The sequence below is a fragment of the Fluviicola chungangensis genome, assembly GCF_007558725.1.
Taxonomy (GTDB): Bacteria; Bacteroidota; Bacteroidia; order Flavobacteriales_D; family Crocinitomicaceae; genus Fluviicola; species Fluviicola chungangensis.
Genome location: NZ_VLPL01000001.1, coordinates 411,013 through 433,903 on the forward strand (window position 1 = coordinate 411,013; position 22,891 = coordinate 433,903).

The following is a 22,891-nucleotide window of genomic DNA, read 5'->3' on the forward strand; positions in this document are numbered from 1 at the left end:
GAACCAGTACATTTGGTTCCCTGGGGATAAGTGCAAGATTATCCACCATCTACCCGGGTATATGTTATATTCAGATCAGTTATCCTTAATCGATTTCAATGCAACTTTCGCTATCGCACTATTGGAAATCGTCGTTTCCTGTGACTCAATAATCTCCGACAGCAATTTTTTAGCAGTTTCCTTATCGCCTCTTTCACTGAATATCATTGCTTTATTCAAAAGCAAGATTCCCTTAGTCTCCCGGTCCGGGTCTCCTGCCAATCCCTGTTCGATGGAATACAAACGCTCTTCCGGATCGGTTTGCAGATAAGCAATTTCTTTCCAGGCCGGTGCAAAAGACGGAACATTGTCGACGATCTGTTTCGCAATGTCATACTTTTTTTCGGGCTCGTCTGTCCATTCGATCTGCATGTAAAAAGTATACAAGCCTTCCGGAAATAAACCCGACTTCTCTCCTTCCAGGGTATAAATTGCCGTTTTTGTAGTAAAGAAACCATCTGGTTCGAGAGTATCTGTCTCGCGGTAATATTTCAAAGCATTCTCAAAATCACCGACCAACAAATAGGTAAATGCGAGATCATAAACCGGGTAAGCCCAAAGAGGTTCTATTTTCATCGCTTCCTGCAATTTTTCGATCGCCACGGAGTAGTTTCCGGCTTGTCCGGCTTCTCTTGCTTCTAAATGTAATAAGTTTGCTTGTTCGTTAATCGGTCCTGTTTCCATTAAAATGTCAGTTTGATTTGAGGATATGAACTTAATCAATTCAAACGAATTACCAGCGCATTCCCGGCTAAAAATCCTTAATTCACCGTTTTTAAAATACGCTTAAACTGCTTTTTCAGCCTCGTCCCGTTTTTTGAAATTGTATCAAATTTCGGGGACATACAATTGAATAAATAGTATTCTTCCCACTCATCAACAGTATGGTCATTCGTATCTTCTACTTCGTGATAATACGCACTGTAATCATAAGCCAGTGATTGGTATTGCTTGTTTTTTGACTTAATTAACCAGGAAGTCCGCCCATACACATCTCCGGCATCGCCGAAATCAACCGACAAATGCAGGTATTCTTTCAGCAGCTGATCTTTCTGACGGTCAAAAATGAATAAACCCACCGAATTAGCGTCGTACTCTCCCGGAATCCGGGCAATTAATCCGATATAGGTCGAATCAAGCGGAAATTGGTAACAGGCATAAACACCTGATAATTTCCCGAAAAAATTCTCTGTGATGCCAAGTGGAAAGATCTTTGCTTCTTTCAGTGTTAATTCCTGTCCTTTGAAGCGTTTATCTTTTGTGTCATATTCATATGTGACTTCCAGGGTATCAAAGGAGATCGGTTTGAATTTCTTCAGCAACTCCGCGTAAACACTTTCTTTCTGAAAGAGAGAAGAATCGACCTGCGTCACAGGCTCATCCGCTTTCGGAGTATCTTTTTTCGCATTTGAACTGCAGGACAGGAAAATTCCTTGTGAAAGGATCAACAAAGTGATGGCGAAGTTCGTTCTTTTCATCGGTTAAGGATTACACCAATGAAACTACACATTTTCTTCGATTAAAAAATTTTAATCGCATTAAAAACTTCCGACAGGATTTCATAGGAACGCAGGCGCTTTGTATTGTCGAAAATATTCCCGGTGATCATTAACTCATCCACCTCATACTCCCGGATAAACCGGCTGAATTGTTCAATCAGCGTGTCTTTGTCCCCGATAAAAGTACAGGCTGTCATTCCGTGTACGGCATCCAATAATTCCTGTGGCCACGAGTCCAAAAGGTTCGGAATCGGCGGAGACAATGGTTTTCTTGCATTGGTTAAAATTCCGGAAAATAGCTGATACAGACTCATAGATAACAATTCTGCCTCTTCGTTCGTATCTGCTGCGATTCCATTCACGCAAGCCAATACATACGGTTTATCGAGGTATTGTGACGGCTGGAAGTTGTTGCGGTAAATCTGTAATGCGATTTTAAATTGTTTCGGTGCAAAATGAGACGCAAAAGCGTAAGGCAATCCCATTTCTGCCGCTAAATAGGCACTATCTGTGCTGGAACCCAAAATCCAAAGCGGAATGTTTAATCCTTCCCCCGGAAATGCGCGCACAGAAGCTGTTTTGTTTTCTTTGCTAAAGTACTTCTGAAGTGCCGTTACATCAGTTGGGAACTGGTAAGCGGTATTCAAATCTCCTCTTCGCAAAGCCATAGCTGTTTGCTGATCTGTTCCGGGAGCTCTTCCCAGCCCCAGATCTATTCGTCCGGGATAAAGTGTTTCCAATGTTCCGAATTGTTCTGCAATTGCCAGGGGCGCATGATTGGGAAGCATAATTCCACCTGAACCGACGCGAATCCTCTTTGTTTGCCCGGCCACGTGTCCGATTAATACAGATGTCGCTGAACTGGCTATAAATTCCATGTTGTGGTGCTCTGCCAGCCAAACCCGTTTGTATCCTAATTCTTCTGCCTTTTGTGCTAAATCTACTGTTCTTTTGATTGCTGTTGCTGCGTTGCCGTCCCTGGTAATCATGGATAAGTCCAGGACGGAATAGGTTATTTTTTTCATGTAGTAAAATTACGGATTGATGATATAGGTACAAACCGCAGAAAGTTAAAATTTGTGGTTCGTTTCCTAAAGGAAACTTATTTGTTCACGATCAGTTTTTCCCGCTGCAAACCACAAATAATGAAGTATGTCCCGGAACGCCATGTGGAAACTTCAATTAACTGGAGTCCACGGATTCTTCCTGCATACACTTCTTTTCCGTCCATGCCGTAAATTTCAAAAGAAACAGCCTGGTCACTGCCTGGTAATTCCAATGTAATGTAATTCGAATAGGGACTTGATCGAACAATCAAAGTAGTTGGAGTCATTCGTTCTTCCGAAAAAACCGGAACGGTACTTTGTGCACTGAGTAAATTCGTTCCCAACAGGCAGGAGCACAAACCGAAAGCCAAAAGTCTGATCTTTTCCATCTCACCAATAATTAAAAATTACGGTTCCAGTCTGTGTAGCTCTAATATAAGCCTAATTTCAGTGGTTTGTTACATACAAAACCTTAAAAAAACATAACAAAAAGGTACTGTTTTTGAACTAATTCATTTGTGAAACAATTGAACCGCAAGAATCAAAGAGCGCGAAGAAGGATGACTGACGACTTTGCTTCCCCCTGTCCTTGCGGTCAATAATATCCTTAAGCCCGCATTCGCTTGGCCTGCTCCCACAATTCAGGTGTGAGGCTGTAGGTAATATACCGGTATTTTTTTCCTTTGATATCTTTCATAAAATGCCTGATTGGTTCGATCCCCAAGCGGGCATTTCCCTTTTGGGAACGAACATTCTTTTCGGAGATTTCAAAGAAAATCGTATCTACATATTGGAATGCATAATCAATCAGCAGTTGTTTCTTGGCAAAATTGTAACTGCCTCCCCAATGTGCACGGTCGAGGAAGGTAAATCCTATTTTAATCGATGATTCCTCCGGGTTATAATCGCAATAACGCGTGCTGCCGATTATTTTATTTGTTTTTTTGTCAATAATCACGAAGCTTTTCCCCGAAGCCATGGATTCTCCGAAAAAGGAGTTAAATTCTTCGCGTTCGTGTCTGTTGTATACCGGATGCTGTTCCCAAATCAACGGATCGGAAGCTGCTTCATACAATTCATTATAATCGGAGTATTCCAACGGGCGCAGAAGTACCAGTTCATTTTCAAGTACAGGCTGCCAACTAATTGTTTCCATACCGTTTGTTTTTGCGTTCCCTAACATAAGTTAAGACACCCTGTTTAAAAATATTCCTTTTTTAATTTTTTTGTGATTTAAATCAGGTTAAACCCTCATTTTAAGTGGCTTTTGTTGTCCGTCTATTTTTTAACTTTCAAGATTGCTTTTTCGACCCGCTTGCATTCGGATTCTTTTTCTAACTCATTCAAACAACTGCTCAAAACTGCAATGAAACGTGTCTTATTCAGGAAGGTAACAATGGCTAAAACGCGCTCTGCATACATGGGCACAGATCTCATACAACTTTTTGATACAGTCACTGTATATCCCGGCTCTTTGATTGCAGGTTTTCAATCAGTTCTTATATGCCTTGTTTATCTTTTGAAACAGCCATTTTTGCCGCCAATTCCTGATTGGGAATTTCATCTCTTTTGTTAAGAGAGTTTGCCAATTGTTCGATTAAACGCATAGCAGAAATAGATCACTTTTCCATTGAGCCGTTCGGTACTTTTTATTTCGCGCCCTTTTGAATCGTATTCATAGTTGGTCTGGCTAGGTATCACTCCATTTTCGTCGTAATAAAATTCCGAGATTGGTACTTCTCTCCTATTGTAACACTTCTTTTCAACCAGCTTCCAATCCATTTGTTTACCCCGGTCAAAACGAGCTTCAAAGAGACGCATTTCCCGGAGCTTTTTTCCCGGCAGGGATTGCGATGAATTGCACCCGAACAAGGGAATTGCCAACAGGAAGTAAATCGCGTATTTCATTCAACCAATATCCACATTAATTTCGATTTTTCATCCAGATGGTTTCTTTGTTGATATTCAACGGAACCCGTTTTTTCTTTTTGTAGGCCAGAGTTAATACGATTGCCAGCGCAATGGTTATTATACGGAAGATATTCGCGTAAACACCCCCGAAGGCATTATCCGAGACAGCAAAAAGCATCCAGGCCAGGTTCATGAAAAGATGCAGAAAGATCGGAATCCACAGGTTGTAATTCCACTCGGCAAAAAGCCAGGAAAAGAGAATTGCTCCCATGAAAGTAGTAGCAAAAACACCGATCAACGTGGCTAGTTCCCTGCTTTGATACAAATGCATCGCAGCAAAGAGCAAAGCACCCAGTAAAATAGACGGAATGAAACCCAGTTTGGTGAAACGGAACAACTGACCGAAAAGAAATCCGCGGAAAATAAATTCTTCAAAAAATGCAGCTGCAAAACCGGCGATGATGAGTTCATCCGTCGACAGGTTTTTATTCCATGAAAAACAGATTGCAAAACCGACAACCATCGGAATGGTGCAAATCAATGGAAACAAAATGCCTTTGGTAATGGAACGGTTCAATCCCAAAGTGGTTTGACAACGCTTAAATTCGTTGATCACGGAGGCACCAAAAACAATTGGCAGGGAAACGATCAGGTAAACCAATACATGACTTATCCCCAAATCCGGAACGGATTTGTTGATCCACGTTCTCAGTTCGGAAAAGTAAGATTGAGACAAAAAGAAGTAAAGCCCGAAGGATAAGAGTGTGATAGCAATTACACTTAAGGATCTACTCATTGGTCTGTATTTGGGTTCTAACAAGTTAAATTACCAATTCCCGGAGACCTGGGCAATAATTTAACGTTCTGCGCAATCATTTTCCCCAAGACCATTTAGGAAAAAAGGCTTTTCTCTGCTTCGGAAAGAATCAAAATCACGGTTCTTCGCATTCAGAACGGGTCTCCAGGAACAGTTGGTCAAATTTATCATTGATCGCCTGGTCGTTAGCTACATGTACAATCTGATCATTTACCCGGTTGTTCCATCCAAAGGTGATGAGTTCAATGCGCGCATACAAAGCCCAATCGGGATCCTGTGATTCTTCTTCGAAGCGTCTGATCAGATTCTCCGGGGAAGCATTGTGTTTACATTGCGCTTCTACCTGTGTTTTCCATGCAGCCATCAGTTTGGATGTATCCCCCGATGTGAGTGCCGTTATCAGGTCCGGACAAATTTTAGAGAAGCGGTTTCTCTTTAAAATATTCGGATTTGTATATGCCTGAATACTGATCCGGCTTACATCATACTCGTCTTTCATTGCTAAAACAAGCTGCTTTTTTACCTTCACCCAGTAAGCATCGGCTACAATTTTCAGATTCTGCAGTTGTTTTTTCTTTTCGCGGTATTCCTGGTCTAATTCTTCCAGGCTGCTCAAATCAGCTATCTGATCCGGTTTAAAGGCTACATCTTTTACTTCGAGCAACACTCCTCCTGTCATTCGCAACAATTGAAGGGTTCCTCTTAATTCTTCTTCGCGATACAAACTGGTATTAAATGTACTTTTATGCTGGCATAATTCAGATTCCCAATTCAGCACTCCAATGGAATCCTTTTCAGTTTGTCCTGTCTGTTTGCCGGGATTTTTTCCCTTACTGGTCCCTTTTTCCGGAGCTGAACAAGCTGCAAAGACCAGGAGAAAGAGTCCTGAAATAAACGATATTCTCATAAAATCCTATTTCTTAATCAGCACGACATCTTTGATTTGTTCGAACTGCGGTTCCATTTTCCACTTTCCGGTCTTATCGATCAACCCCCATTTCCCGTTCAGTTTTGCCGCGGCATACCCGTTGTGAAAATCGCGTACATCTTCGAATTGCGGTTGGATTACCCATACGCCTTTTGTGTCGTAAAATCCTTTCAGAACACCTTTTTTCCCTTCTGCAAGTCCCTCCGAAAAATTTCCCCACGATTCCGTATCGGTTACCTTCAGCGGAGTTCCTTTGGCATTTACGTAAAACCATTGGTCGCCGGTCCTTACCAAGGCCAATCCGCTTTTCGCATCAAATTCTTTTCCCACATCGAATTGTGCTTCAATGATCCATTTTCCGGTTTTATCAATGTACCCTACTTTCTTATCGAATGTTTTAGCCCATGCAATGCCGTTAACGAAATATCCCACGCTTTCAAACTGAGCAGGAATAACCATTTCACCTTTTGTATTGATGAACCCAAACTTTTTATCCGTGGCTCTTATTGGGGCCAACCCTTCTGAAAAATCGCGCACATCGAGTGCCGGACTTGCAATGGCAGTTTCCGCTCCCTTCGTATCAATGACCAGGAATTGGGCACCTTTTTTTACCGCAGCAAAACCGCCGTCGAAATCATTTGCATCATCATAAACAGCAGGAACTGCCATTTTTCCGAAGGTATTCATGTAGCCCCATTTCGAACCGACCTGAACAGGAATCAATTCATCCTGAAATCCTTTTACCCCAAATCCAAATACTTCTTTGATCTTAAACTTCGGTTCTTCGGTATTCAGCACCTTGTTTTTTGCGTCAATAAAATGATGCTGCCGGTCTTTCGTATTGTACGTGATTGCCAATCCGTTTGAACTGAACGGATACGTTTTATCGTATTCTGCCGGAATGATCATTTTTCCATCGATACCAGCATATCCCCAGGTTCTGGAACCAACAGGTTTTACCTGAACAATTCCTATTTGAGCTTGTGCCAAAAAGGAGCTTAGTATAAGTGCCCCGATTGTGAATAGTCTTTGAATCATACTCCTTGATTTTTCGTTGTCTTAAAGATACAAAAACCAGCTATTCCCGGTAAAAAAATAAATCTGTGCCTGAGCGATTATTCCGTACGCTCAAATTCCCTACAATATCAAACTCGGGTTTTACGATCCAATAGCCCGTTTTATCGATAATTCCCCAGTTTTTAACCCGGGCCAATGCGTTACGTTCTTACATCCGGATAACTCCTGCACCGTCTACCAGGCAACGATTCCCTACCATTTTCAAACGGAGACTCACCTTAAAGCCGGGGGAATCCACTCCCTGCAAAATAACCAAACCGGTTTTGCTGTCGAAGAAATTGATTTCATAACCTTTCTCTGAATAGTCCTGAGCATCAAAGATCGGATCGAAGCCCAGCCCCATTTCCGGATCGTCTTCCCATGCTTGCTTCATGATTTTTTGGTATTCTTTTTTGAAATCGACTGTCAACTGATCCTGGTTTTCGACCCATTTCCCCGGATCTTTCAGTGCTTTGCAAGCTGCTGTATATTCATTTAACACGTCCAGAGCAACCCGCGGATCCGGTCCGGTTTTTTCCGCACCAGTTCCATTGGAAGTATCGCACGAGAATATGGTCGTTGCAAGAAATAAAACCAGTGCTTTTTTCATCGTAATCAGTTTAAAAAAGTTCAAAGAGTTGAAGTATCAAAGGGAATTCAATTTACCGGATAACCAAACTTATTGGTATAAATCAATGCAGTGCTTTTTAATTTTTTTGACTTCCGGGTCATGGTAAAACAAGTCCTCCGGATCTTTTCCCCTTCTTAATTTTCCGATCAATTGATCGTTGTATTCCATTTCGTGGATCATACAAAAACAGAATTCCTCCCGTTTCTCTGCTACTGAAGCCGGAAGTATTTCCTCTCCCGCTTCTATGGTCTCCATTACAAGCTTTTCAAAAACAGGTGCATAATACAAGGAAAAATGATACCGATCCCGTTCCTTCATTGCTTCGGGGTAGTTGTAACTTCCCAGCGCGATCATTGCCAATGCAAAAAAGGTGTAACACTGAAGCGCTCTTTTCAAAGCAATTTCCCGGTTATGCTTTTTCAGGATGAAATATGGGATCAAACTCAGAGATCCGACAACGATGGTAACGGCAATTGTTCCGCCGATCAGTATAAAGAGATACTCCGATTTGGGCGTATAGGGCTTCTCGGTGAGAATGGTCAAAAATCCGGCAGGAATGCTTAACAGAAAAAGCAAAAAGATCCAAGCGTACAATTTAAGCTTATTCATAGACTGTTCAGTTAATTATTATCCAGTTCCTTCCGGATCTTTAACGGAAGTTTTTCTTTAACTAGTTTATACGATTGCTGCAGGTAAAATTCCCAGTCTGACCGACTCATCCGAGTGATGTCATCAATCAGTACCCATTTGTACCTGGCAACATAAGGTGCCGGCTTAAATCCCTGCCGGTTCGTCATTTCTTCGAATTCCTCGTCTTTCACTTTGAAGGAAGCCGAAACAGGAGTCTCATCAAGCTCCACTACGCAGAACATTTTCAGACCAACAGAAAACACAAGATCATGTCCCCACTTCACGTCTTCCGTTACACCCCGGAAACTCCGGCAGATACTTCGCATTGTTTCAATATCCATGTGTTTACTTTCAAATCCAGGTTTGAAAGTAAACAAATATTGAATGAACGACTACATTACTGCTTAATTTCGTTTTCCAAATCAGCCAAAGCCCCGCCGTTGAATACTTTGTATCCCTTTTCTTTCAACAGGTTCATGGCTTTGACACTCCTTAGTCCGTGCGAACAAACGGTGATATACGTTTTGCTTTTGTCCAGTGGAAGTTTGGCCGTATGCAACCGGCTCAATTGCAGGTTAACGGATCCTTTCAAATGCCCTGTCCGGTATTCCGCCGGTGTTCTTACATCCAGGACGATGGCTCCCTGTTCTATTTTCTTTGCCAATCCCTTATCGAGGTTCAGGAAACGGTAAGTTCTGTAACCAATATACAGCAGCAAACAAGCTCCTGCTATAATTCCAATTGCTTTCATCCTATTTGTTATTTGAGGATCTCATCCTTCTTAAAATTTTTCGGTCGATGTAGAAGGTTCCTAGCGGGACGATGCAAGCCAACAACACTTTCCAGGTGGTTTCTTTGAATTTCCACTGATACTCTACTCCAACACTCAGCGTATTGAAAATAAACAACAGAAATAATGCTCCGTGAATGGTACCGATTACTTTTGAAAACTCAGGGATTCCGAGGCTATATTTTAAAGGCAACGCTATGAACAGCAGTACGAGCAGGGATATTCCTTCCAGGAACCCGATAAGGCGTAAACGGTCAACTTTTGATTGAATGAATCGGATCATATTATCTGAAATAAGGTCTGTTTGAAAATGGTGAAAACGGCCACGGAATAGCACTAAAAATCAACAGGAAGGCAAGCAGAAACCAAAGCAACATCGTCTTAAACTTTGCAGAATCGCTTTCCATTCGTTTCGCTTTTGCGGAACCGATCGTTACTATTACGATTGCAAGCAACATGATCAGTGCATGCACCAATGAATAAAACGTCACGTCCCAATTCCTTAGCGCTTCCCCTGTGTGTTTCCAAAAGTATTTCACGGCCGGACTTTGCACGTATACCAAAATCCCGATGATCAGCTGAACATGTGTGATGGTTGCTGTCCAGTGACGCACGGCATTATCTGTTTTCGAAAAGGGTTTCCGGAACTTCAGACCTGTGTATCCGCGATAAACTGCGTAAATGAGACTGATTACCACCAGCCACCGGGTCAGGGAATGAAGAAATATAAGCGTTGAATACATCGAAAAAGTTTAATCGATGTAAAAATAATCTAAAAACATACTGATTAGTATGTTTTTAGATAAAAAAATCACTCCAAACTCTTCAAATAGTTCTTAAGTTCTTTTAAATAAAGAAGATAGGATTCTTTTCCGTTATCCAATTTCCCAAGGTTCCGCACCCCCCAATACCCCGACATGATCATTACAGTCACTTGCCTGGCATTTACATCTCTTCGGACAAAGCCGTTCTTTTTACCCTCATCCAAAGCCTCTGTCAGTGCCGCCTCCCATTGATGGGACAGTTCATTCATTGCATGATTGAAATCGGCATTCCAGGGTGTCATTTCCTGCGTCAGATTGGAAGCAGGACAACCAAACTCTGGTTTCAGGAACGGATTCTCAATCAGTAAGTGATGCACCATTTCGTAAATGAATTCCAACGGGTTTCCCTGGTTTTTAAGTGGCACAATGAAACTTTCCGCCATGGTGGGTTTCAAGATTTCTCGAATAATGGCCAGCCCCATTTCATCCTTGTTTTTGAAATGATAATAAAAAGCTCCTTTCGTTACCCGTGTTGTTGCAAGAATATCATCGATACTGGTTGTCTGATAGCCTTTGACGTAAATCAGTTCAAATGCTTTCTGCAAGATGGTCAGGCGTGTTGCCTCCGCTTTTTTCATAACGATTGTTGCTTCCTGTTTTTTACAAAGGAATGAAAACTTTAGGGATCTGCAAGGAGCAAACTCTTTACAGATCCCGTTTTTGTTTCAATTCGTTATGGTGTTATCAACCCCTTCTATTTCATCAATTTTGACCGCTGGACCTGATCATTCTCCACGAATTTGACTTCTACCGCGTAAGTACCGGTAGCCAGTTTGGTGATGTCCAGATGCTGTCCGGCTTCCACATTCTTAAATTCCAGAACTGTTTTCCCGTTTAAGTCCAGGATAGAAACCTGTTCTGCAGCATTACCCGGCATGAGCTGGATATAGTTGTCTGCAGGATTCGGAATCACCAGGGAAGCATTTGCGTCGAACTCTTTTACTCCCAATGAATTCGGCGTTATTATTTTAATAATCGGATTGGTTCCCGAATTGGTTGCGATGTAAATTTCCAGATTAGGTCCAATGGCGATGTCACGTAAGCGACCAAACTGACCAAAGAAATACTGGTCTTCATCAATCACAGCACTTGCTGTGGCATTGAGTTTCAGTGCTACCAGGCGCTGACCGTTCAAGGTTGTAAGCAGAATCCGCTGGTCCCATTCAGGGAATGCCAGATTGTCATAATACACCAAATCAGCTGTTGCGATGGTGGGTGTCCAAGCATAGATTGGTTCCTGGTACAAACCGGTTGCGCACGGTGTGTCTTCAAAAGGTTCATCACAAAATCCGTGGACCAATGGCCACCCGTAATTTTTTCCCGGTTCAAGTACGGAAAGTTCATCGTCGGTTGTCGGACCATGTTCGGAAATGATGACCGTCCCATTTGGCAAGGTGCAAATTCCCTGTGAATTGCGGTGTCCCATGGTATAAATGTATGATCCCGGATCGGGATTGTCGTCAGGGATCGTTCCATCCGTATTTACCCGGAGGTATTTACCCGAAAGCGAATTGGGGTCTTGTGCCAGCTGATCCTGTGAGCATTCTCCTGTAGACATGAGCAGGGTTTTATCCGGAAGGAAATGCAGGCGTGAACCGTCATGGTTCGAATAAGCAAGAATACTGTCAATGAGTGTATCCTGGATGGTCAGATCAGTCCCATCGTATGTATATTTCACCAAACATTCGTTAAAGTATCCCTGACTGTCTTCGGGCCCGTAGGTATATACAAGAAAAACTTCTGCAATGACCGGAAAATCGGGATGAAGTGCCATTCCCAACAAACCGCTTTCTCCAACAGCGTGTATGTCATTTCTTATGTCCAGCACGGTATCTTTGATTCCAGTAAGCAGATTGATCCGGCTTACCAGGCCGTCACGTTCGGTTACCCACAAATAATTTTCTCCTTCCAGTGTAATCTCCCAAGGAACCGAACTATTGGTTGCAAGTGTGTCGATATAAACGGTTGTTGCGCCAACCTGCTGAGCCGTTTGAGCATGAACCAACGGAACAAATCCCAGCAAAACGATAAAAAGTATTTTTTTGAATTCCATAACCGAAAATTTTAGTTTACTCTATTTCAAGTTAGGGAAAGCGGGAACGGATACAAAAAAACAGGCGTTAATAAATGGTAATTCAAAAGGAAGAATAATTTTGAATTCTTCCTTTTTTTACACGTATGAGAAATGCCTGAGTTTCTACTTCCTTATGATTTTCATGTGCTGTATTTTTTCGTGGTGCGGGCCACAGTATCCTTCATCAGTTTGACCAGGCAATCCTGGTTGATATCCGACAGTTTTTTGACGTAAATACACGCTTTTCCCATGGTAAATTTCCCCAGATCCTTTAGTAATTCTTCCTGTCCGTGCTCCCCGGTGGAAACATACAATGAAATAGCGGCTTTTCTCGGAGAAAATCCCAACAGCGGAGCATCTCCTTCATGTCCACTGGCATATTTGTAGTGATATGTTCCGAAACCAATGATACTTGGTCCCCACATTTTCGCTTTGAACCCGGAAACTTTTTCCATCAAACCGATAAGTTCCTGACTGTCTTTGCGTTTTTGTTCCGAATCGGTGAATTCCAGGATGAATTCGTTAACGTCTTTGGTTGTTTCCGCTGTTTTTGTTTTTGCCATGATTGAGAGTTTTGAGTGTAAATATTTTAGAAAGGGAGTTTATTTCAACCCGTCCCTGCCGATGAAGCGCTCTTTGCCCAATAAAAAATCAATTGCTTTTATAACGTTTCTGTCTACACTTGCTTCTGTTTTCAAATTTGCAATATAGCGAACTATTTCATGTTGAAGGGATGGTGCCAAACTTTCAAATATCACATTGGCCTGAGCGTTTTCTTTCAAGGCTTGTACTAATTTGGGATGGGGCTGAATCGTACGGTCCGAGAGGTCCAGTTCGATTCCTATTTTTATTTTCTCCCCTATTCTCTCCGGGGATTTCGGAAGCATTTTCGTATTGATGTACAATCTCCATTCACCCGCATAGCGAACCAGGGTTTGCTGATATGGTTTCCCGTTGACGGTCCCTTTCACCGGAACCGGACCTTTATCTTTCCCGAATTCCCGGAATAAGTCCGCTAAAACCGGCCCGGGAACGAAGACGAACGGATTCATTCCAATGATCTTTATTTTCGCATCGAATATGTTCATTTCCCGAATTATTGAACTATTAATTTTTTAATGATCACAATCTGTCCCAAATGATAATGCATGTGCTCTACGATCCCGGCTATGTTGCGGTAATTGGTCCCGTATTTCGGGTCGAAGAAATCCCGGGTGAGTTGCTCGTCCGGTAATTGCTCAATCAGCGAGGCGGCTTTTTCTGCCCTTTGCCAAATTCCCTCCAGTAATTCTTCCCAATCCTCTTTTGACCGGATGGCAGGCAGAAGCCAGCTCATTTCATCTTTTCCCGTCAGTTTGTTTTCTTCCAGAACGGTTATCAACACATTCACATAATAGGTCATATGAACCGTTAATGCTGCGATTGAATTGAGTGAATAAACCTGTGTCAGTGCGTCTTCCCATTTCACATCAGACAAGGTCGATCGCAAATCCGTTACGGTCCAGTTACCTCCGAAATGAACATCTCTCAGATGTTTTGCCAGTTGTTTGGATATACTCATCTGCTTTTTTTCCAAAGATTCTATTTTTTTGTCGTTACCGGCATCTATTTTCATTGATTTTTCACTCAGATCCTACTTCGCCGGTCTTTTCTCCCTCGAAAATGAATAAGGGAAATCTCCGTCGTCCAATTTACGGTCCAAAGCGGGTGTCGGGGACATGTCGAAATCCAGGACTGCTCCTCTCAGCAATTCTGAATGTTTAAGGAATAATTTGGAATAATCTTTTGAATTCATTTTTACCGATGAAATGTATTTATTCTGAACCGAATTTTGCGGAGCATTCAATACAACCTGTTTTCCTTGCGATAAATGGATGATTGCTTTTTTGAAGAGCGGTGCACCCAGGATGTATTCGTCTGTTGCCGGACAGACCGGATAAAATCCTAAAGCCGAAAAAACATACCAGGCAGAAGTTTGCCCGTTATCTTCGTCTCCGCAATATCCGTCGGGAGTTGGTTTATACAAGCGATTGAGGACTTCCCGGACCCAATACTGGGTTTTCTTGCAATCACCGGCATAATTGTATAAATAGATCATGTGTTGGATGGGTTGATTTCCGTGTGCATATTGTCCCATATTGGCAATCTGCATTTCTTTGATCTCGTGGATCATTCCGCCGTAATAACTGTCGTCGTAAACCGGAGGTAAACTAAAAACTGAATCGAGCTTTGTCACAAAACGTTCCTTTCCTCCCATCAGATCGATCAACCCTTGTACATCGTGGAAAACAGACCAGGTGTAATGCCAGCTGTTTCCTTCCGTAAATGCATCTCCCCATTTAAACGGATTGAATGGTGATTGGAACGCACCATCTGTATTCTTTCCACGCATCATACCGGTGGAAGGATCAAACAAATTTCTGTAATTCTGACAGCGTTTTGCATACAGATCGATTTCTTCCTGCGGGCGTTCCAGTGCCTTTGCCAATTGGTAAATGGCGAAATCATCGTAGGCGTATTCCAGCGTTCTCGCTGCGTTTTCGTTGATTTTTACGTCGTATGGAACATAGCCCAGCCTGTTGTAATACTCTACTCCTTCGCGTCCGACGGCATTTACCGGTCCTTCATTATTTGCTCCGTGAAGCAAGGCTTCGTATAGTTTTTCAATATCGTAACCACGCAATCCCTTGATGTATGCATCCGAAACGATGGAAGCCGAATTATTCCCGATCATGATGTCCGCAAATCCGGGGCTGGACCATTCGGGAAGGAAACCACCTTCCAGATAATCGTTAACCAATCCTTCCTGCATTTCCTTGTTGATTTCCGGATACACCAGGTTCAGCAAGGGATACAAGGCACGAAAAGTGTCCCAAAAGCCTGTTCCGCCAAACATTTTCCCCGGAAGAACTTTCCCGTTATACGGACTCCAATGCACTTCTTTTCCGGAGGAATCGATCTCGTAGAGCTTATTGGGAAAAAAAAGTGTGCGGTATAAACACGAATAGAAAGTGCGCATTTGTTCTTCCGTTCCACCGGAAACTTCAATCTTTCCCAAAGTCTTATTCCATTGTTCTTCGGCTGCAGTGCGAATCCTATTGAAATCTTTCGCCCCCACTTCCCGCTGCAAATTCCATTCTGCCTGTTCCTGAGAGATGAATGAAGACGCAACTTTCAATTGTACCTGTTCTCCTTTCTTTGTTTTGAAACCTACCACCACTCCGGAATGATTCGAGGCTGATTCCTCTTGTTTCCCGATCAGTTTCCCATCTGAAGCGACAGAATAAAATGCGATATCGCGATCCAGGTATATCACGAAATAATTTTTAAAGTTCGTGAGCTTACCCCGTGAATACCGTTTCGTGTAACCTATGATCTTTCGTTCTTTGGGAAATACTTTCACGTATGATCCGCGGTCCAACGCATCAATCACAATAAATGAACTGTCATTTTTTGGAAAAGTAAAGCGAAAAACAGCAGCACGTTCCGTTGGGGTAATCTCCGTCGTCACATCACAATCTGCCAGGTAAACACTGTAATAATTCGGTTTAGACACTTCGGATTTATGTGAGAACCAGCTGGCTCGTTCGTTTTGGTCGAAAACAACTTTTCCGCTTCCGGGCATGATGGCAAACTGGCCATAATCGTTCATCCAAGGAGAAGGCTGATGGGTTTGTTTGAATCCGCGGAGTTGATCGGCATTGTATTGATACGCCCAACCGTCGCCCATAACGTTCGTTTGCGGTGTCCAGAGGTTCATTCCCCATGGCAAACCGATGGCGGGATAGGTATTCCCGTTGGACAGTTCCATTTTGGAGTCAGTTCCCATCAGCGGATTAACGTATTCGATCGGTTTGAATTGGGCTGTTGCGGCAAATGGAATCAGTAAAAAGAGTAAGCGTTTCATGGTATTCTTCAAATCAGACCACAATATAAGTTTTGTTTCACTTAATTACACACAGGTAACTCAGATTAAAATACAGTGGATTATTTTAACTCCAAGGAATAGGGGCTCATTTTTCTGCCGTGTTATTTTCAATGGATTTCTTTTGGATATCCGATTCTTCTCCATCCAATTCCGGTGTTGCCATCGCCCGGGAAATAAACCGAACCGCCCCTTCCTTTTTGGAGACACGCGTTGCCCACAAGACACCGATAATCAAACCGGTTACCCCAATTACGATACCAAGACCTCCGTTTCCCGCCAGCCCCGCCAGGATTCCCAGCACCACCCCAATCAGTGTTGGAGATGCCACAATCTGAAGCCAGGCAATCCCTTCGGTCAATTTGTTAAATCCTTTTTGCATCCGGGATAAAATAATCCCTTGAAAATAACTATTTAAACTCCATGGAACAATCAATTTCCGGAATTCTTCTGTTTCAATACATTCAAATAATGCACATTAGTGCTCATTCAAGGGATATTTCCTATAGGATCGACCACGGAAGCCGTTACGAGTGTTTTTCTGACCATTCTGTGATCAGCAAGTGTAAAAAAGAGGTTATTCCAAAACGGAGAATAAGACATAAGTTGCTTAAAACCATGCAAAAACCTCAGAGTTCCAACCGTTCCAAAAAGTTTTTCAAAGAGTCAACCAGGTGCAGGGCATTGAACCGGTCCATGTGTTCATAATCCAGTTTCATTTGAAAAAGATAGGAGGAGTATGACGGACTCACGGGTGTTACGTTTTCAATGTCAAGTATGAGATTGCCGAGGCTGGTTTTCAATTCTTCCAAATCTTTTGTTTCCTCGTATGATTTTTCGTAACTTAACAGCAGTTGGTAAATTGCCTTTTTAGTTTTCATCTTTTCAGTAAATGGGTAGTTGTTAAACAATTTTGTTTGATGACCGGAACTAATTATAAAAGCAAATTATTGATTGAGCCACGTTGATTTTTTTTTTTCGTGTCTGGTATGCTGCTGATGTCCAAAAGATGGGATATACCTTGAAAGGAAATTGGATTCATGAATACAACTATGGTCAATTAAATAATGGGTTTCAATTTCACAAATCTAATAAATAAACACAATCGTGTTACATGTGAAATGTTAAAAATTTCCACTTTGTCTTCATGAATACCAAGTCATTCAATTACATACTGGGAAGGGAAATTAAGCGGGTAAGAGAGGAAAGAGATGTAACCCAGGAAGAATTGGCTTCCCGCATGAACGTAAATGCCCAAAACATATCGAGTTACGAACGAGGAGAGAGGTGTCCTTCTTTGTTTTGGATGAACAGATTGTACACGGCTTTGGATATTGATCCTGCCAAATTTACGGATGAGTTGTACCAAAGACTAAACGATCCGATCTCTCCCGACTTAAATATTACGCGGATTAAGCCTGTCTCCAAGTAAACAAAAATCCGTATTTATCGAACGATTCTTTTAAGTTAATAGAAACTCAGTAAAGAAACCGGCTCATTCATTCTTGCTGTGAATACTGCTTATCCGATTTTAATCATCTCCGTATATCCTTCCCAATCTTCGGGATCTTTGTATTTCAGTACCAGTTTCGTTCCTGTTTCAAACTCCAGCACAATCTCATTGTCTTTACAGGATGCCGATTTGATTGCCAGACCTTCCACCCCAAATTTTTTGGCATAATCGTGGTAGGCGTATGCATGGTCTTCCATATCGATTTCTCCCCAGTTCTCCCACACACCGAAACAAACATCCAGGAAATATTGCGACCAGCTGATGCCTTCCATTTTGATATATACCAAAACAGGCCCGCCGTCTTCTTTGTCAGGATCCTCCACCCCGATCAGTTGTTCGAGTTTCTTTCCCTTGGCACTTTTTACGGTGAAACTCATGTCCTGGAACATGCGTCCGGCTGCTTGTTTGCTCATTGTTTAAGGGTTAAAAAATGGTTCAAATGGTTATGCATATTTACTTTTCGCATCGTAAGTTTCGATCACTTTGATCATTTCATCCAATTGTTTCCCGGTTAAATTCAGAATCCGGTAATTGGCGATCTTCACATAGGAATCCAAATCCTTATTGGCTTTGATCTTTTTCAGTTCTTCCTTCAATCCTTCGAATTCTTTTTTACCTTCCAGCTGGATATAGAGATTCGTATAGACTTTGTAATTATCCGTGTTCATCTGGTTAAAATGAGCCGAGAATATCGCCAGGTAATGGTTGAAATATCCTTTCGGATACAATTCTTCCAGTTTTGCGGAAACCCGGTAGTCAAAATGAAAGTAGTAATCCGATGCCCAACATTCCAGCACCTGGCCCGGGAGAAAAAAGATGTAATGAGTTAATCCGGTTTCCTTTAACGATTCGTCCACTACAACAATGTCGGAAGGAAAATCCTCTTTCCGGCCGGAAACCGGCAATTCGTAAAAACCACCCCAGGGCAAGCGGTCCTTTTTGAAACGGAACTTCCCGTTCAGATAGTCTTCCCGGGTAATTTCCCACAGTTTATACGCATAGACTTCAACGAATTCCAATGTTCCCCTGTCCCCTTCATCAATGTGCGCGAAAACGGGGTCCAGATCAAAGACCAGTTCCAGTGTGTGTCCGGTTACAGTTGTCTGAGTTCCGGAAGCGTCCGGAGCGACATCCCAATTCGCATTCAGTTTGGTATATTTCATTTTGTTTTTGAGTAAAATCAAAGACTGCCCGGATAGTTTGCCCGATAAATCAATTGGATTTCGGTACTTTTCTTCTCATAACAACCGCCGTAATCACGGTGAACAGAATTCCCATCGGAAGGATTTCCATGTAAGTCACGGCTGCATTGAAGAACGGATTCCGGTACATCACAGCAAATTCTTTCATTTCGGCATCCTGCTTTGCAATCGCTGCTGCACTTGCACCGCTGTCGACCAATTCTTTTTTCATGCATTCCGCATATACTTCCATAAAATCAGTTCCGGAAGTATAGTAATAAATCAGCCAAGTCAGCACATACACCGTGGACGCGACCAACGCAATCAAAATTCCTACCTTAAACGCTTTCCCAAAAGTTATTACTCCTCCATTGTATTTATCCCGATAGTTTTTCACCCCGATCACCAGGAAAATGTTTGCAATAAACATAGAAGCATATCCCAAGTACATTCCCCATGTCATATGCGTATCAAAATCCAGGAAGGTCATTGCGAACAAGAACCACAAAACGCTGATCAACCCTGAAACAGCTCCAAAAACCAATACATTTTTTTTCATATTTCTTTGTTTTAAAATTTCAGCAAAAGTGAGGTCCAGTATGGTTTTATCACTCATACTTTCGGGTGATTTTGAGGTTTAAAGCGGAATAATTCCCATTCGTTTTGCCGCTTCAACTGCCTGGGTTCTTCGGTTGACCTCCAGTTTTTCAAATAACTTGGAACTATGCGTTTTGATTGTATTCAGTGATACGAATAACCGCTCCGCAATTTCGTTGTTGCTTAATCCCTGAGCGATCAGTTCCAGTACTTCCAGTTCGCGTTTACTGATCCCCAATTCTTCGATGGCTTTTTCATTCCTTTCAAAAGCTCCGGATGGAGAAACATAGACCGTCTTTTCGACCAGCACGGTTTTCGGTTTGGTCAGTTGCTTCGCCAGCCAAATTCCCAGTACCATAAATACAATGGCAATGGCCGCCACATACAATTCCGTTGCGTGGCTGATCATCATCACACGGAATTCCAGCCAGCGTACGAGGAACAATAATCCTGCAAGTGAAACCCCGTAAAGCAAAATCAATTTATATGATCCGAATAATTTTTGTAACATATTCTTACCTGAAAGACAAAGATACAGGAAATCATCTGCTCCAAGCGAAATTGTTCAAATCCATTAAGTACCAAGGGATTCCCGCTGCTTTCCGGCCGTCAAATCGTTTTTTATCATTTCTTTCATGCACTGCTAAATATGCGGCACTGAAGATCCATTTAAGTCCTTTTCCGAAAATGATTCCATGAAGTCATTCATCTGTTTATTGTTCGATTCGGCGAATTATCACAAATTTATACCAATAATAAGATCAAAGTCAAAATCACTCCGGCTAATGAATACAACAGTCCCGCTTTAAACACCTTGGTTTTCGGCAAGTACATCCAGAACGCAGAAATAACGAAAAACAAAAGGGAAACACCAAAGAAAATATTCAGCCAATAGAGCGGATCATCGGTAGATGCTTTGTGCAAATGGGTCATCTTATCCAGGATGTACGGAAGTTCTTTCGATCGGATGTGTGCCATCCCTGTTTCCCGGTTATAATCACCGTTATTGAAATAAATCATGCTTCCTTCTTCCCTTTCAAAGCGGTATCTGCGCAGTTCAAGCACTTTTCCCAGGTTCTCTTTTTTGATATCCGGTGCGACCTTCCGTTCTTCGGTCTGTTCCCGTTTGAGAAAATCCGTATCGCGAAAGATCAGGACAATTCCACTGATTGCATAAACTGCCATAATTCCGGCAAGAAAAAAACCGAGGTAGCGGTGAAGAACACGCATGGAGAGTTTTGAGTTATTCATGCGGCAAAATTAACAAATCAACCGATAATCCATTTCACTAAAACAGGTGATTTTAAGGTCGGTTTTTCACAATAAAAACCACAAAGATCAACGTAAACAAAGGAAATATCCTCCAAACTTTGATCTTTGCGGTAAATCGCTATACCGATCCTATTTTAAAAGCGGTAATAATTTATCCTGTAAATACATGCTCCAGGCCGGTGCACATGAATCGTAACATTCAATTTCGGGAGTTAGTCCTTGGTGTGTAAAAGTCAATTCAGTCTTCCCGTCTTTTTCCGCGATGTCGAAAATCACTTTCGTTCCGACCCATTCATCGGTTTGTTCCAGGAAGCTCAACTCACTTTCCGTGATTTGCCACACGACTTTTTTATTCGGAATCACTTCAATCAGTTTTTGTTTGGAGTAATGAGCTCCTTCTCCTGCCCTGAAACTGAATTCGTCATTCAATTCATGTGTCTCTCCCGTAAACGATTCATTGTAGAGGCCCGACCACCACGAGCGTACATCCCGGATGGTTTTAAAAACATGCTCCGGACTTTTCTCCGTCAGTAATTTGAAGGTAAAATCTGTTGTTTCCATCCTGCTTATTTTAGGTAAATTAATTGTCCGGTGTGATATGCCAGGTGGGTTGTTCTTGTCAGGATAATGTTCAGTTTGTTCCGGTGCGGTTCTTTTGCAAAATCCTCTTCAGATACAGCGGTATGTCTTCCGAACCAATCTTCCGCTTTTACCCGGTCCATTTCAGTTTTTAAATGAGCTTTTTGCTTATCCCAGATTGCGCGCAATTCACGGGCAGAAGGAATTTCACCGACTGCTTTATCCGGCGATTCAATAAACGGTTTCGTCAAGTCCGGATACTGTTTCTCCCCGAAATTCAATAAGGGAAGCATGTTGTCATGCACGGCAATCAAATGTCCCAATAAATAAATCCCCCGGTTCTTGCCAGGCGCCGCCTCCTGTTGCAACTGATCGTCCGACAATTCCTTTAAAAGTGTATCGCAGTTATGCATAGACGCTTCCCATCTGTCTAATATCAGTTTTACCATTGTTTGTGTTGTATTCATCTTGTACGTTTTAGTTTGTTATTCGATATGACAAATGTATGGTCCGGATCCGAATCCTGAAAGGTGTAAAAAAGACAATCTAACGGGTTGATTTGGACATGTCAATTACCTACTTTTGTAAAAAAGGTTTCATGAAGCATTTGACGATCATCGTCCCCGACGGTGAAAACAATTTAAGCAGTCTTGTTGGCAGCTACAAACTATTTTCAAGGGCAAATGATTATTGGAAGGAAAGAGGCGGGGAAGAAATTTTCAAGATTCAGCTTGCCGGGCTTTCCGACCAGGTAGATTTTTATGAGGGATTATTTTCCGTAAAACCGCATACCACTATTTCGCGCATTTCAAAAACCGACCTGATCATTGTACCTTCCCTGAATCACAACTATTCACACACCTTATCATTGAATGATGCATTGATTTCCTGGATTGAAAAGCAGTACAAGGAAGGTGCTGAAGTAGCAAGTATTTGTACCGGCGCTTTCATCCTGGCGGCTTCCGGGATGCTCGACGGCAAAAATTGTTCGACCCATTGGAGTGCGGCAGAAGATTTCAGGATGCGATTTCCAAAAGTAAAGCTGCAAACAGACCAGCTGATCACCGACGAACATGGAATTTACACAAACGGAGGCGCCTATTCATTCCTGAACCTGATTATTTACCTGATCGAAAAATACTACGACAGGCAAACAGCGATTTACTGCTCCAAGGTATTCCAAATAGAGCCGGACCGCAAAAGTCAATCCGTCTTTACCATGTTCAGGGGACAAAAGCAACACGATGACGAGGTTGTGAAAGAAGTTCAAAACTACCTGGAGGAAAATTTCCGCAACAAGATCTCCGTGGAAGAATTATCCACCCGATTTTCCGTCGGGAGAAGGAATTTTGACCGCAGATTTATCAAAGCAACCGGGAACACACCGATCGAATACCTTCAGCGCGTCAAAGTAGAATCGGCCAAAAAGTCATTGGAACTAAGCCGGAAAACAGTGAGCGAAGTCATGTATGAGGTCGGTTATTCCGATCTAAAGGCTTTCCGGGAAGTATTCCGAAAGTTTACGGGAATGTCTCCGGTTGAATACAAAGGAAGGTATAACAAAGAAAAAGTTTAAGTA

General features: G+C 42.3%; 32 protein-coding genes. 2 read left to right on the forward strand and 30 right to left on the reverse strand.

Annotated elements, in window-relative coordinates; translation table 11 throughout:
- Positions 1 to 75: 75 nt before the first annotated feature.
- The 23 genes from FO442_RS01945 to FO442_RS02055 form a co-directional block, all read right to left on the reverse strand.
- On the reverse strand, positions 76 to 723 hold the full coding sequence (locus tag FO442_RS01945) for a tetratricopeptide repeat protein (RefSeq protein ID WP_144331451.1): 648 nt from the start codon (positions 721 to 723) through the stop codon (positions 76 to 78).
- A 77-nt stretch (positions 724 to 800) separates the two neighbouring features.
- Positions 801 to 1,517, reverse strand: coding sequence for a hypothetical protein (locus FO442_RS01950; RefSeq protein WP_144331452.1), 717 nt, complete (start codon positions 1,515 to 1,517; stop codon positions 801 to 803).
- A gap of 41 nt (positions 1,518 to 1,558) precedes the next feature.
- On the reverse strand, positions 1,559 to 2,563 hold the full coding sequence (locus FO442_RS01955; RefSeq protein WP_144331453.1) for an LLM class flavin-dependent oxidoreductase: 1,005 nt from the start codon (positions 2,561 to 2,563) through the stop codon (positions 1,559 to 1,561).
- Positions 2,564 to 2,640: 77 nt separating this feature from the next.
- Positions 2,641 to 2,973, reverse strand: a complete 333-nt coding sequence (locus tag FO442_RS01960; protein WP_144331454.1) for a T9SS type A sorting domain-containing protein — start codon at positions 2,971 to 2,973, stop codon at positions 2,641 to 2,643.
- A 218-nt stretch (positions 2,974 to 3,191) separates the two neighbouring features.
- A complete protein-coding gene (locus FO442_RS01965) occupies positions 3,192 to 3,740 on the reverse strand; it encodes a GNAT family N-acetyltransferase (protein ID WP_144331455.1) in 549 nt (182 codons plus the stop codon).
- 416 nt (positions 3,741 to 4,156) lie between these two features.
- On the reverse strand, positions 4,157 to 4,492 hold the full coding sequence (locus FO442_RS01970) for a hypothetical protein (RefSeq protein ID WP_144331456.1): 336 nt from the start codon (positions 4,490 to 4,492) through the stop codon (positions 4,157 to 4,159).
- 16 nt (positions 4,493 to 4,508) lie between these two features.
- Entirely contained in the window at positions 4,509 to 5,291 is a 783-nt protein-coding gene (locus FO442_RS01975) for a CPBP family intramembrane glutamic endopeptidase (RefSeq protein ID WP_144331457.1), read from the reverse strand.
- A 136-nt stretch (positions 5,292 to 5,427) separates the two neighbouring features.
- Positions 5,428 to 6,219, reverse strand: coding sequence for a hypothetical protein (locus tag FO442_RS01980; RefSeq protein WP_144331458.1), 792 nt, complete (start codon positions 6,217 to 6,219; stop codon positions 5,428 to 5,430).
- Positions 6,220 to 6,225: 6 nt separating this feature from the next.
- The gene (locus tag FO442_RS01985; protein WP_144331459.1) at positions 6,226 to 7,278 is read right to left on the reverse strand and encodes a WG repeat-containing protein; all 1,053 of its coding nucleotides are present in this window, start codon (positions 7,276 to 7,278) and stop codon (positions 6,226 to 6,228) included.
- 187 nt (positions 7,279 to 7,465) lie between these two features.
- Complete coding sequence (locus tag FO442_RS01990; protein ID WP_144331460.1) at positions 7,466 to 7,906, reverse strand: hypothetical protein; 441 nt, start codon at positions 7,904 to 7,906, stop codon at positions 7,466 to 7,468.
- A gap of 69 nt (positions 7,907 to 7,975) precedes the next feature.
- Positions 7,976 to 8,536: a hypothetical protein gene (locus tag FO442_RS01995; protein ID WP_144331461.1), complete on the reverse strand. Its 561-nt coding sequence runs from the start codon at positions 8,534 to 8,536 to the stop codon at positions 7,976 to 7,978.
- Positions 8,537 to 8,547: 11 nt separating this feature from the next.
- Positions 8,548 to 8,898, reverse strand: coding sequence for an MmcQ/YjbR family DNA-binding protein (locus FO442_RS02000; protein WP_144331462.1), 351 nt, complete (start codon positions 8,896 to 8,898; stop codon positions 8,548 to 8,550).
- Positions 8,899 to 8,954: 56 nt separating this feature from the next.
- Entirely contained in the window at positions 8,955 to 9,308 is a 354-nt protein-coding gene (locus tag FO442_RS02005; RefSeq protein ID WP_144331463.1) for a rhodanese-like domain-containing protein, read from the reverse strand.
- 1 nt (position 9,309) lies between these two features.
- Positions 9,310 to 9,630 carry a DUF3817 domain-containing protein gene (locus FO442_RS02010; protein WP_144331464.1) on the reverse strand — a complete coding sequence of 107 codons (321 nt, stop codon included), beginning with the start codon at positions 9,628 to 9,630 and terminating at the stop codon, positions 9,310 to 9,312.
- A 1-nt stretch (position 9,631) separates the two neighbouring features.
- Complete coding sequence (locus FO442_RS02015; protein ID WP_144331465.1) at positions 9,632 to 10,090, reverse strand: hypothetical protein; 459 nt, start codon at positions 10,088 to 10,090, stop codon at positions 9,632 to 9,634.
- 68 nt (positions 10,091 to 10,158) lie between these two features.
- On the reverse strand, positions 10,159 to 10,749 hold the full coding sequence (locus tag FO442_RS02020; protein ID WP_144331466.1) for a TetR/AcrR family transcriptional regulator: 591 nt from the start codon (positions 10,747 to 10,749) through the stop codon (positions 10,159 to 10,161).
- 116 nt (positions 10,750 to 10,865) lie between these two features.
- Entirely contained in the window at positions 10,866 to 12,224 is a 1,359-nt protein-coding gene (locus FO442_RS02025) for a PQQ-dependent sugar dehydrogenase (protein ID WP_144331467.1), read from the reverse strand.
- Positions 12,225 to 12,385: 161 nt separating this feature from the next.
- Entirely contained in the window at positions 12,386 to 12,808 is a 423-nt protein-coding gene (locus tag FO442_RS02030) for a DUF1801 domain-containing protein (RefSeq protein WP_144331468.1), read from the reverse strand.
- A gap of 39 nt (positions 12,809 to 12,847) precedes the next feature.
- Positions 12,848 to 13,333: a YdeI/OmpD-associated family protein gene (locus FO442_RS02035; RefSeq protein WP_144331469.1), complete on the reverse strand. Its 486-nt coding sequence runs from the start codon at positions 13,331 to 13,333 to the stop codon at positions 12,848 to 12,850.
- 8 nt (positions 13,334 to 13,341) lie between these two features.
- Positions 13,342 to 13,806: a DinB family protein gene (locus tag FO442_RS02040; protein ID WP_144331470.1), complete on the reverse strand. Its 465-nt coding sequence runs from the start codon at positions 13,804 to 13,806 to the stop codon at positions 13,342 to 13,344.
- Between the two features lie 72 nt (positions 13,807 to 13,878).
- A complete protein-coding gene (locus FO442_RS02045; protein ID WP_144331471.1) occupies positions 13,879 to 16,152 on the reverse strand; it encodes a GH92 family glycosyl hydrolase in 2,274 nt (757 codons plus the stop codon).
- Between the two features lie 106 nt (positions 16,153 to 16,258).
- Positions 16,259 to 16,552, reverse strand: coding sequence for a hypothetical protein (locus tag FO442_RS02050; protein WP_144331472.1), 294 nt, complete (start codon positions 16,550 to 16,552; stop codon positions 16,259 to 16,261).
- Positions 16,553 to 16,799: 247 nt separating this feature from the next.
- Entirely contained in the window at positions 16,800 to 17,051 is a 252-nt protein-coding gene (locus FO442_RS02055) for a hypothetical protein (protein WP_144331473.1), read from the reverse strand.
- A gap of 266 nt (positions 17,052 to 17,317) precedes the next feature.
- On the opposite strand from FO442_RS02055, the gene FO442_RS02060 reads away from it, so the two are divergent.
- On the forward strand, positions 17,318 to 17,602 hold the full coding sequence (locus FO442_RS02060; RefSeq protein WP_144331474.1) for a helix-turn-helix domain-containing protein: 285 nt from the start codon (positions 17,318 to 17,320) through the stop codon (positions 17,600 to 17,602).
- 89 nt (positions 17,603 to 17,691) lie between these two features.
- Here FO442_RS02060 and FO442_RS02065 read toward each other — a convergent pair whose 3' ends face one another.
- From FO442_RS02065 to FO442_RS02095, 7 genes are all read right to left on the reverse strand, one after another.
- Entirely contained in the window at positions 17,692 to 18,096 is a 405-nt protein-coding gene (locus FO442_RS02065; protein ID WP_144331475.1) for a hypothetical protein, read from the reverse strand.
- Between the two features lie 30 nt (positions 18,097 to 18,126).
- A complete protein-coding gene (locus tag FO442_RS02070) occupies positions 18,127 to 18,846 on the reverse strand; it encodes a hypothetical protein (protein WP_144331476.1) in 720 nt (239 codons plus the stop codon).
- A gap of 49 nt (positions 18,847 to 18,895) precedes the next feature.
- The gene (locus FO442_RS02075; protein WP_144331477.1) at positions 18,896 to 19,423 is read right to left on the reverse strand and encodes a DUF4199 domain-containing protein; all 528 of its coding nucleotides are present in this window, start codon (positions 19,421 to 19,423) and stop codon (positions 18,896 to 18,898) included.
- Positions 19,424 to 19,501: 78 nt separating this feature from the next.
- Positions 19,502 to 19,972, reverse strand: coding sequence for a helix-turn-helix transcriptional regulator (locus tag FO442_RS02080; RefSeq protein ID WP_144331478.1), 471 nt, complete (start codon positions 19,970 to 19,972; stop codon positions 19,502 to 19,504).
- A 233-nt stretch (positions 19,973 to 20,205) separates the two neighbouring features.
- The gene (locus FO442_RS02085) at positions 20,206 to 20,712 is read right to left on the reverse strand and encodes a PepSY domain-containing protein (RefSeq protein WP_144331479.1); all 507 of its coding nucleotides are present in this window, start codon (positions 20,710 to 20,712) and stop codon (positions 20,206 to 20,208) included.
- 150 nt (positions 20,713 to 20,862) lie between these two features.
- Positions 20,863 to 21,294, reverse strand: coding sequence for an SRPBCC family protein (locus tag FO442_RS02090; RefSeq protein WP_144331480.1), 432 nt, complete (start codon positions 21,292 to 21,294; stop codon positions 20,863 to 20,865).
- Between the two features lie 5 nt (positions 21,295 to 21,299).
- Positions 21,300 to 21,779, reverse strand: a complete 480-nt coding sequence (locus FO442_RS02095; RefSeq protein ID WP_144331481.1) for a DinB family protein — start codon at positions 21,777 to 21,779, stop codon at positions 21,300 to 21,302.
- Between the two features lie 131 nt (positions 21,780 to 21,910).
- On the opposite strand from FO442_RS02095, the gene FO442_RS02100 reads away from it, so the two are divergent.
- Complete coding sequence (locus tag FO442_RS02100) at positions 21,911 to 22,888, forward strand: GlxA family transcriptional regulator (protein ID WP_144331482.1); 978 nt, start codon at positions 21,911 to 21,913, stop codon at positions 22,886 to 22,888.
- Positions 22,889 to 22,891 lie beyond the last annotated feature (3 nt).

What these genes read in the sequence shown, in the direction of transcription:
- FO442_RS01945 (WP_144331451.1), bottom strand. Translation starts at nt 723, where the DNA reads ATGGAAACAGGACCGATTAACGAACAAGCAAACTTATTACATTTAGAA.
- FO442_RS01950 (WP_144331452.1), bottom strand. Translation starts at nt 1,517, where the DNA reads ATGAAAAGAACGAACTTCGCCATCACTTTGTTGATCCTTTCACAAGGA.
- FO442_RS01955 (WP_144331453.1), bottom strand. Translation starts at nt 2,563, where the DNA reads ATGAAAAAAATAACCTATTCCGTCCTGGACTTATCCATGATTACCAGG.
- FO442_RS01960 (WP_144331454.1), bottom strand. Translation starts at nt 2,973, where the DNA reads ATGGAAAAGATCAGACTTTTGGCTTTCGGTTTGTGCTCCTGCCTGTTG.
- FO442_RS01965 (WP_144331455.1), bottom strand. Translation starts at nt 3,740, where the DNA reads ATGGAAACAATTAGTTGGCAGCCTGTACTTGAAAATGAACTGGTACTT.
- FO442_RS01970 (WP_144331456.1), bottom strand. Translation starts at nt 4,492, where the DNA reads ATGAAATACGCGATTTACTTCCTGTTGGCAATTCCCTTGTTCGGGTGC.
- FO442_RS01975 (WP_144331457.1), bottom strand. Translation starts at nt 5,291, where the DNA reads ATGAGTAGATCCTTAAGTGTAATTGCTATCACACTCTTATCCTTCGGG.
- FO442_RS01980 (WP_144331458.1), bottom strand. Translation starts at nt 6,219, where the DNA reads ATGAGAATATCGTTTATTTCAGGACTCTTTCTCCTGGTCTTTGCAGCT.
- FO442_RS01985 (WP_144331459.1), bottom strand. Translation starts at nt 7,278, where the DNA reads ATGATTCAAAGACTATTCACAATCGGGGCACTTATACTAAGCTCCTTT.
- FO442_RS01990 (WP_144331460.1), bottom strand. Translation starts at nt 7,906, where the DNA reads ATGAAAAAAGCACTGGTTTTATTTCTTGCAACGACCATATTCTCGTGC.
- FO442_RS01995 (WP_144331461.1), bottom strand. Translation starts at nt 8,536, where the DNA reads ATGAATAAGCTTAAATTGTACGCTTGGATCTTTTTGCTTTTTCTGTTA.
- FO442_RS02000 (WP_144331462.1), bottom strand. Translation starts at nt 8,898, where the DNA reads ATGGATATTGAAACAATGCGAAGTATCTGCCGGAGTTTCCGGGGTGTA.
- FO442_RS02005 (WP_144331463.1), bottom strand. Translation starts at nt 9,308, where the DNA reads ATGAAAGCAATTGGAATTATAGCAGGAGCTTGTTTGCTGCTGTATATT.
- FO442_RS02010 (WP_144331464.1), bottom strand. Translation starts at nt 9,630, where the DNA reads ATGATCCGATTCATTCAATCAAAAGTTGACCGTTTACGCCTTATCGGG.
- FO442_RS02015 (WP_144331465.1), bottom strand. Translation starts at nt 10,090, where the DNA reads ATGTATTCAACGCTTATATTTCTTCATTCCCTGACCCGGTGGCTGGTG.
- FO442_RS02020 (WP_144331466.1), bottom strand. Translation starts at nt 10,749, where the DNA reads ATGAAAAAAGCGGAGGCAACACGCCTGACCATCTTGCAGAAAGCATTT.
- FO442_RS02025 (WP_144331467.1), bottom strand. Translation starts at nt 12,224, where the DNA reads ATGGAATTCAAAAAAATACTTTTTATCGTTTTGCTGGGATTTGTTCCG.
- FO442_RS02030 (WP_144331468.1), bottom strand. Translation starts at nt 12,808, where the DNA reads ATGGCAAAAACAAAAACAGCGGAAACAACCAAAGACGTTAACGAATTC.
- FO442_RS02035 (WP_144331469.1), bottom strand. Translation starts at nt 13,333, where the DNA reads ATGAACATATTCGATGCGAAAATAAAGATCATTGGAATGAATCCGTTC.
- FO442_RS02040 (WP_144331470.1), bottom strand. Translation starts at nt 13,806, where the DNA reads ATGAGTATATCCAAACAACTGGCAAAACATCTGAGAGATGTTCATTTC.
- FO442_RS02045 (WP_144331471.1), bottom strand. Translation starts at nt 16,152, where the DNA reads ATGAAACGCTTACTCTTTTTACTGATTCCATTTGCCGCAACAGCCCAA.
- FO442_RS02050 (WP_144331472.1), bottom strand. Translation starts at nt 16,552, where the DNA reads ATGCAAAAAGGATTTAACAAATTGACCGAAGGGATTGCCTGGCTTCAG.
- FO442_RS02055 (WP_144331473.1), bottom strand. Translation starts at nt 17,051, where the DNA reads ATGAAAACTAAAAAGGCAATTTACCAACTGCTGTTAAGTTACGAAAAA.
- FO442_RS02060 (WP_144331474.1), top strand. Translation starts at nt 17,318, where the DNA reads ATGAATACCAAGTCATTCAATTACATACTGGGAAGGGAAATTAAGCGG.
- FO442_RS02065 (WP_144331475.1), bottom strand. Translation starts at nt 18,096, where the DNA reads ATGAGCAAACAAGCAGCCGGACGCATGTTCCAGGACATGAGTTTCACC.
- FO442_RS02070 (WP_144331476.1), bottom strand. Translation starts at nt 18,846, where the DNA reads ATGAAATATACCAAACTGAATGCGAATTGGGATGTCGCTCCGGACGCT.
- FO442_RS02075 (WP_144331477.1), bottom strand. Translation starts at nt 19,423, where the DNA reads ATGAAAAAAAATGTATTGGTTTTTGGAGCTGTTTCAGGGTTGATCAGC.
- FO442_RS02080 (WP_144331478.1), bottom strand. Translation starts at nt 19,972, where the DNA reads ATGTTACAAAAATTATTCGGATCATATAAATTGATTTTGCTTTACGGG.
- FO442_RS02085 (WP_144331479.1), bottom strand. Translation starts at nt 20,712, where the DNA reads ATGAATAACTCAAAACTCTCCATGCGTGTTCTTCACCGCTACCTCGGT.
- FO442_RS02090 (WP_144331480.1), bottom strand. Translation starts at nt 21,294, where the DNA reads ATGGAAACAACAGATTTTACCTTCAAATTACTGACGGAGAAAAGTCCG.
- FO442_RS02095 (WP_144331481.1), bottom strand. Translation starts at nt 21,779, where the DNA reads ATGAATACAACACAAACAATGGTAAAACTGATATTAGACAGATGGGAA.
- FO442_RS02100 (WP_144331482.1), top strand. Translation starts at nt 21,911, where the DNA reads ATGAAGCATTTGACGATCATCGTCCCCGACGGTGAAAACAATTTAAGC.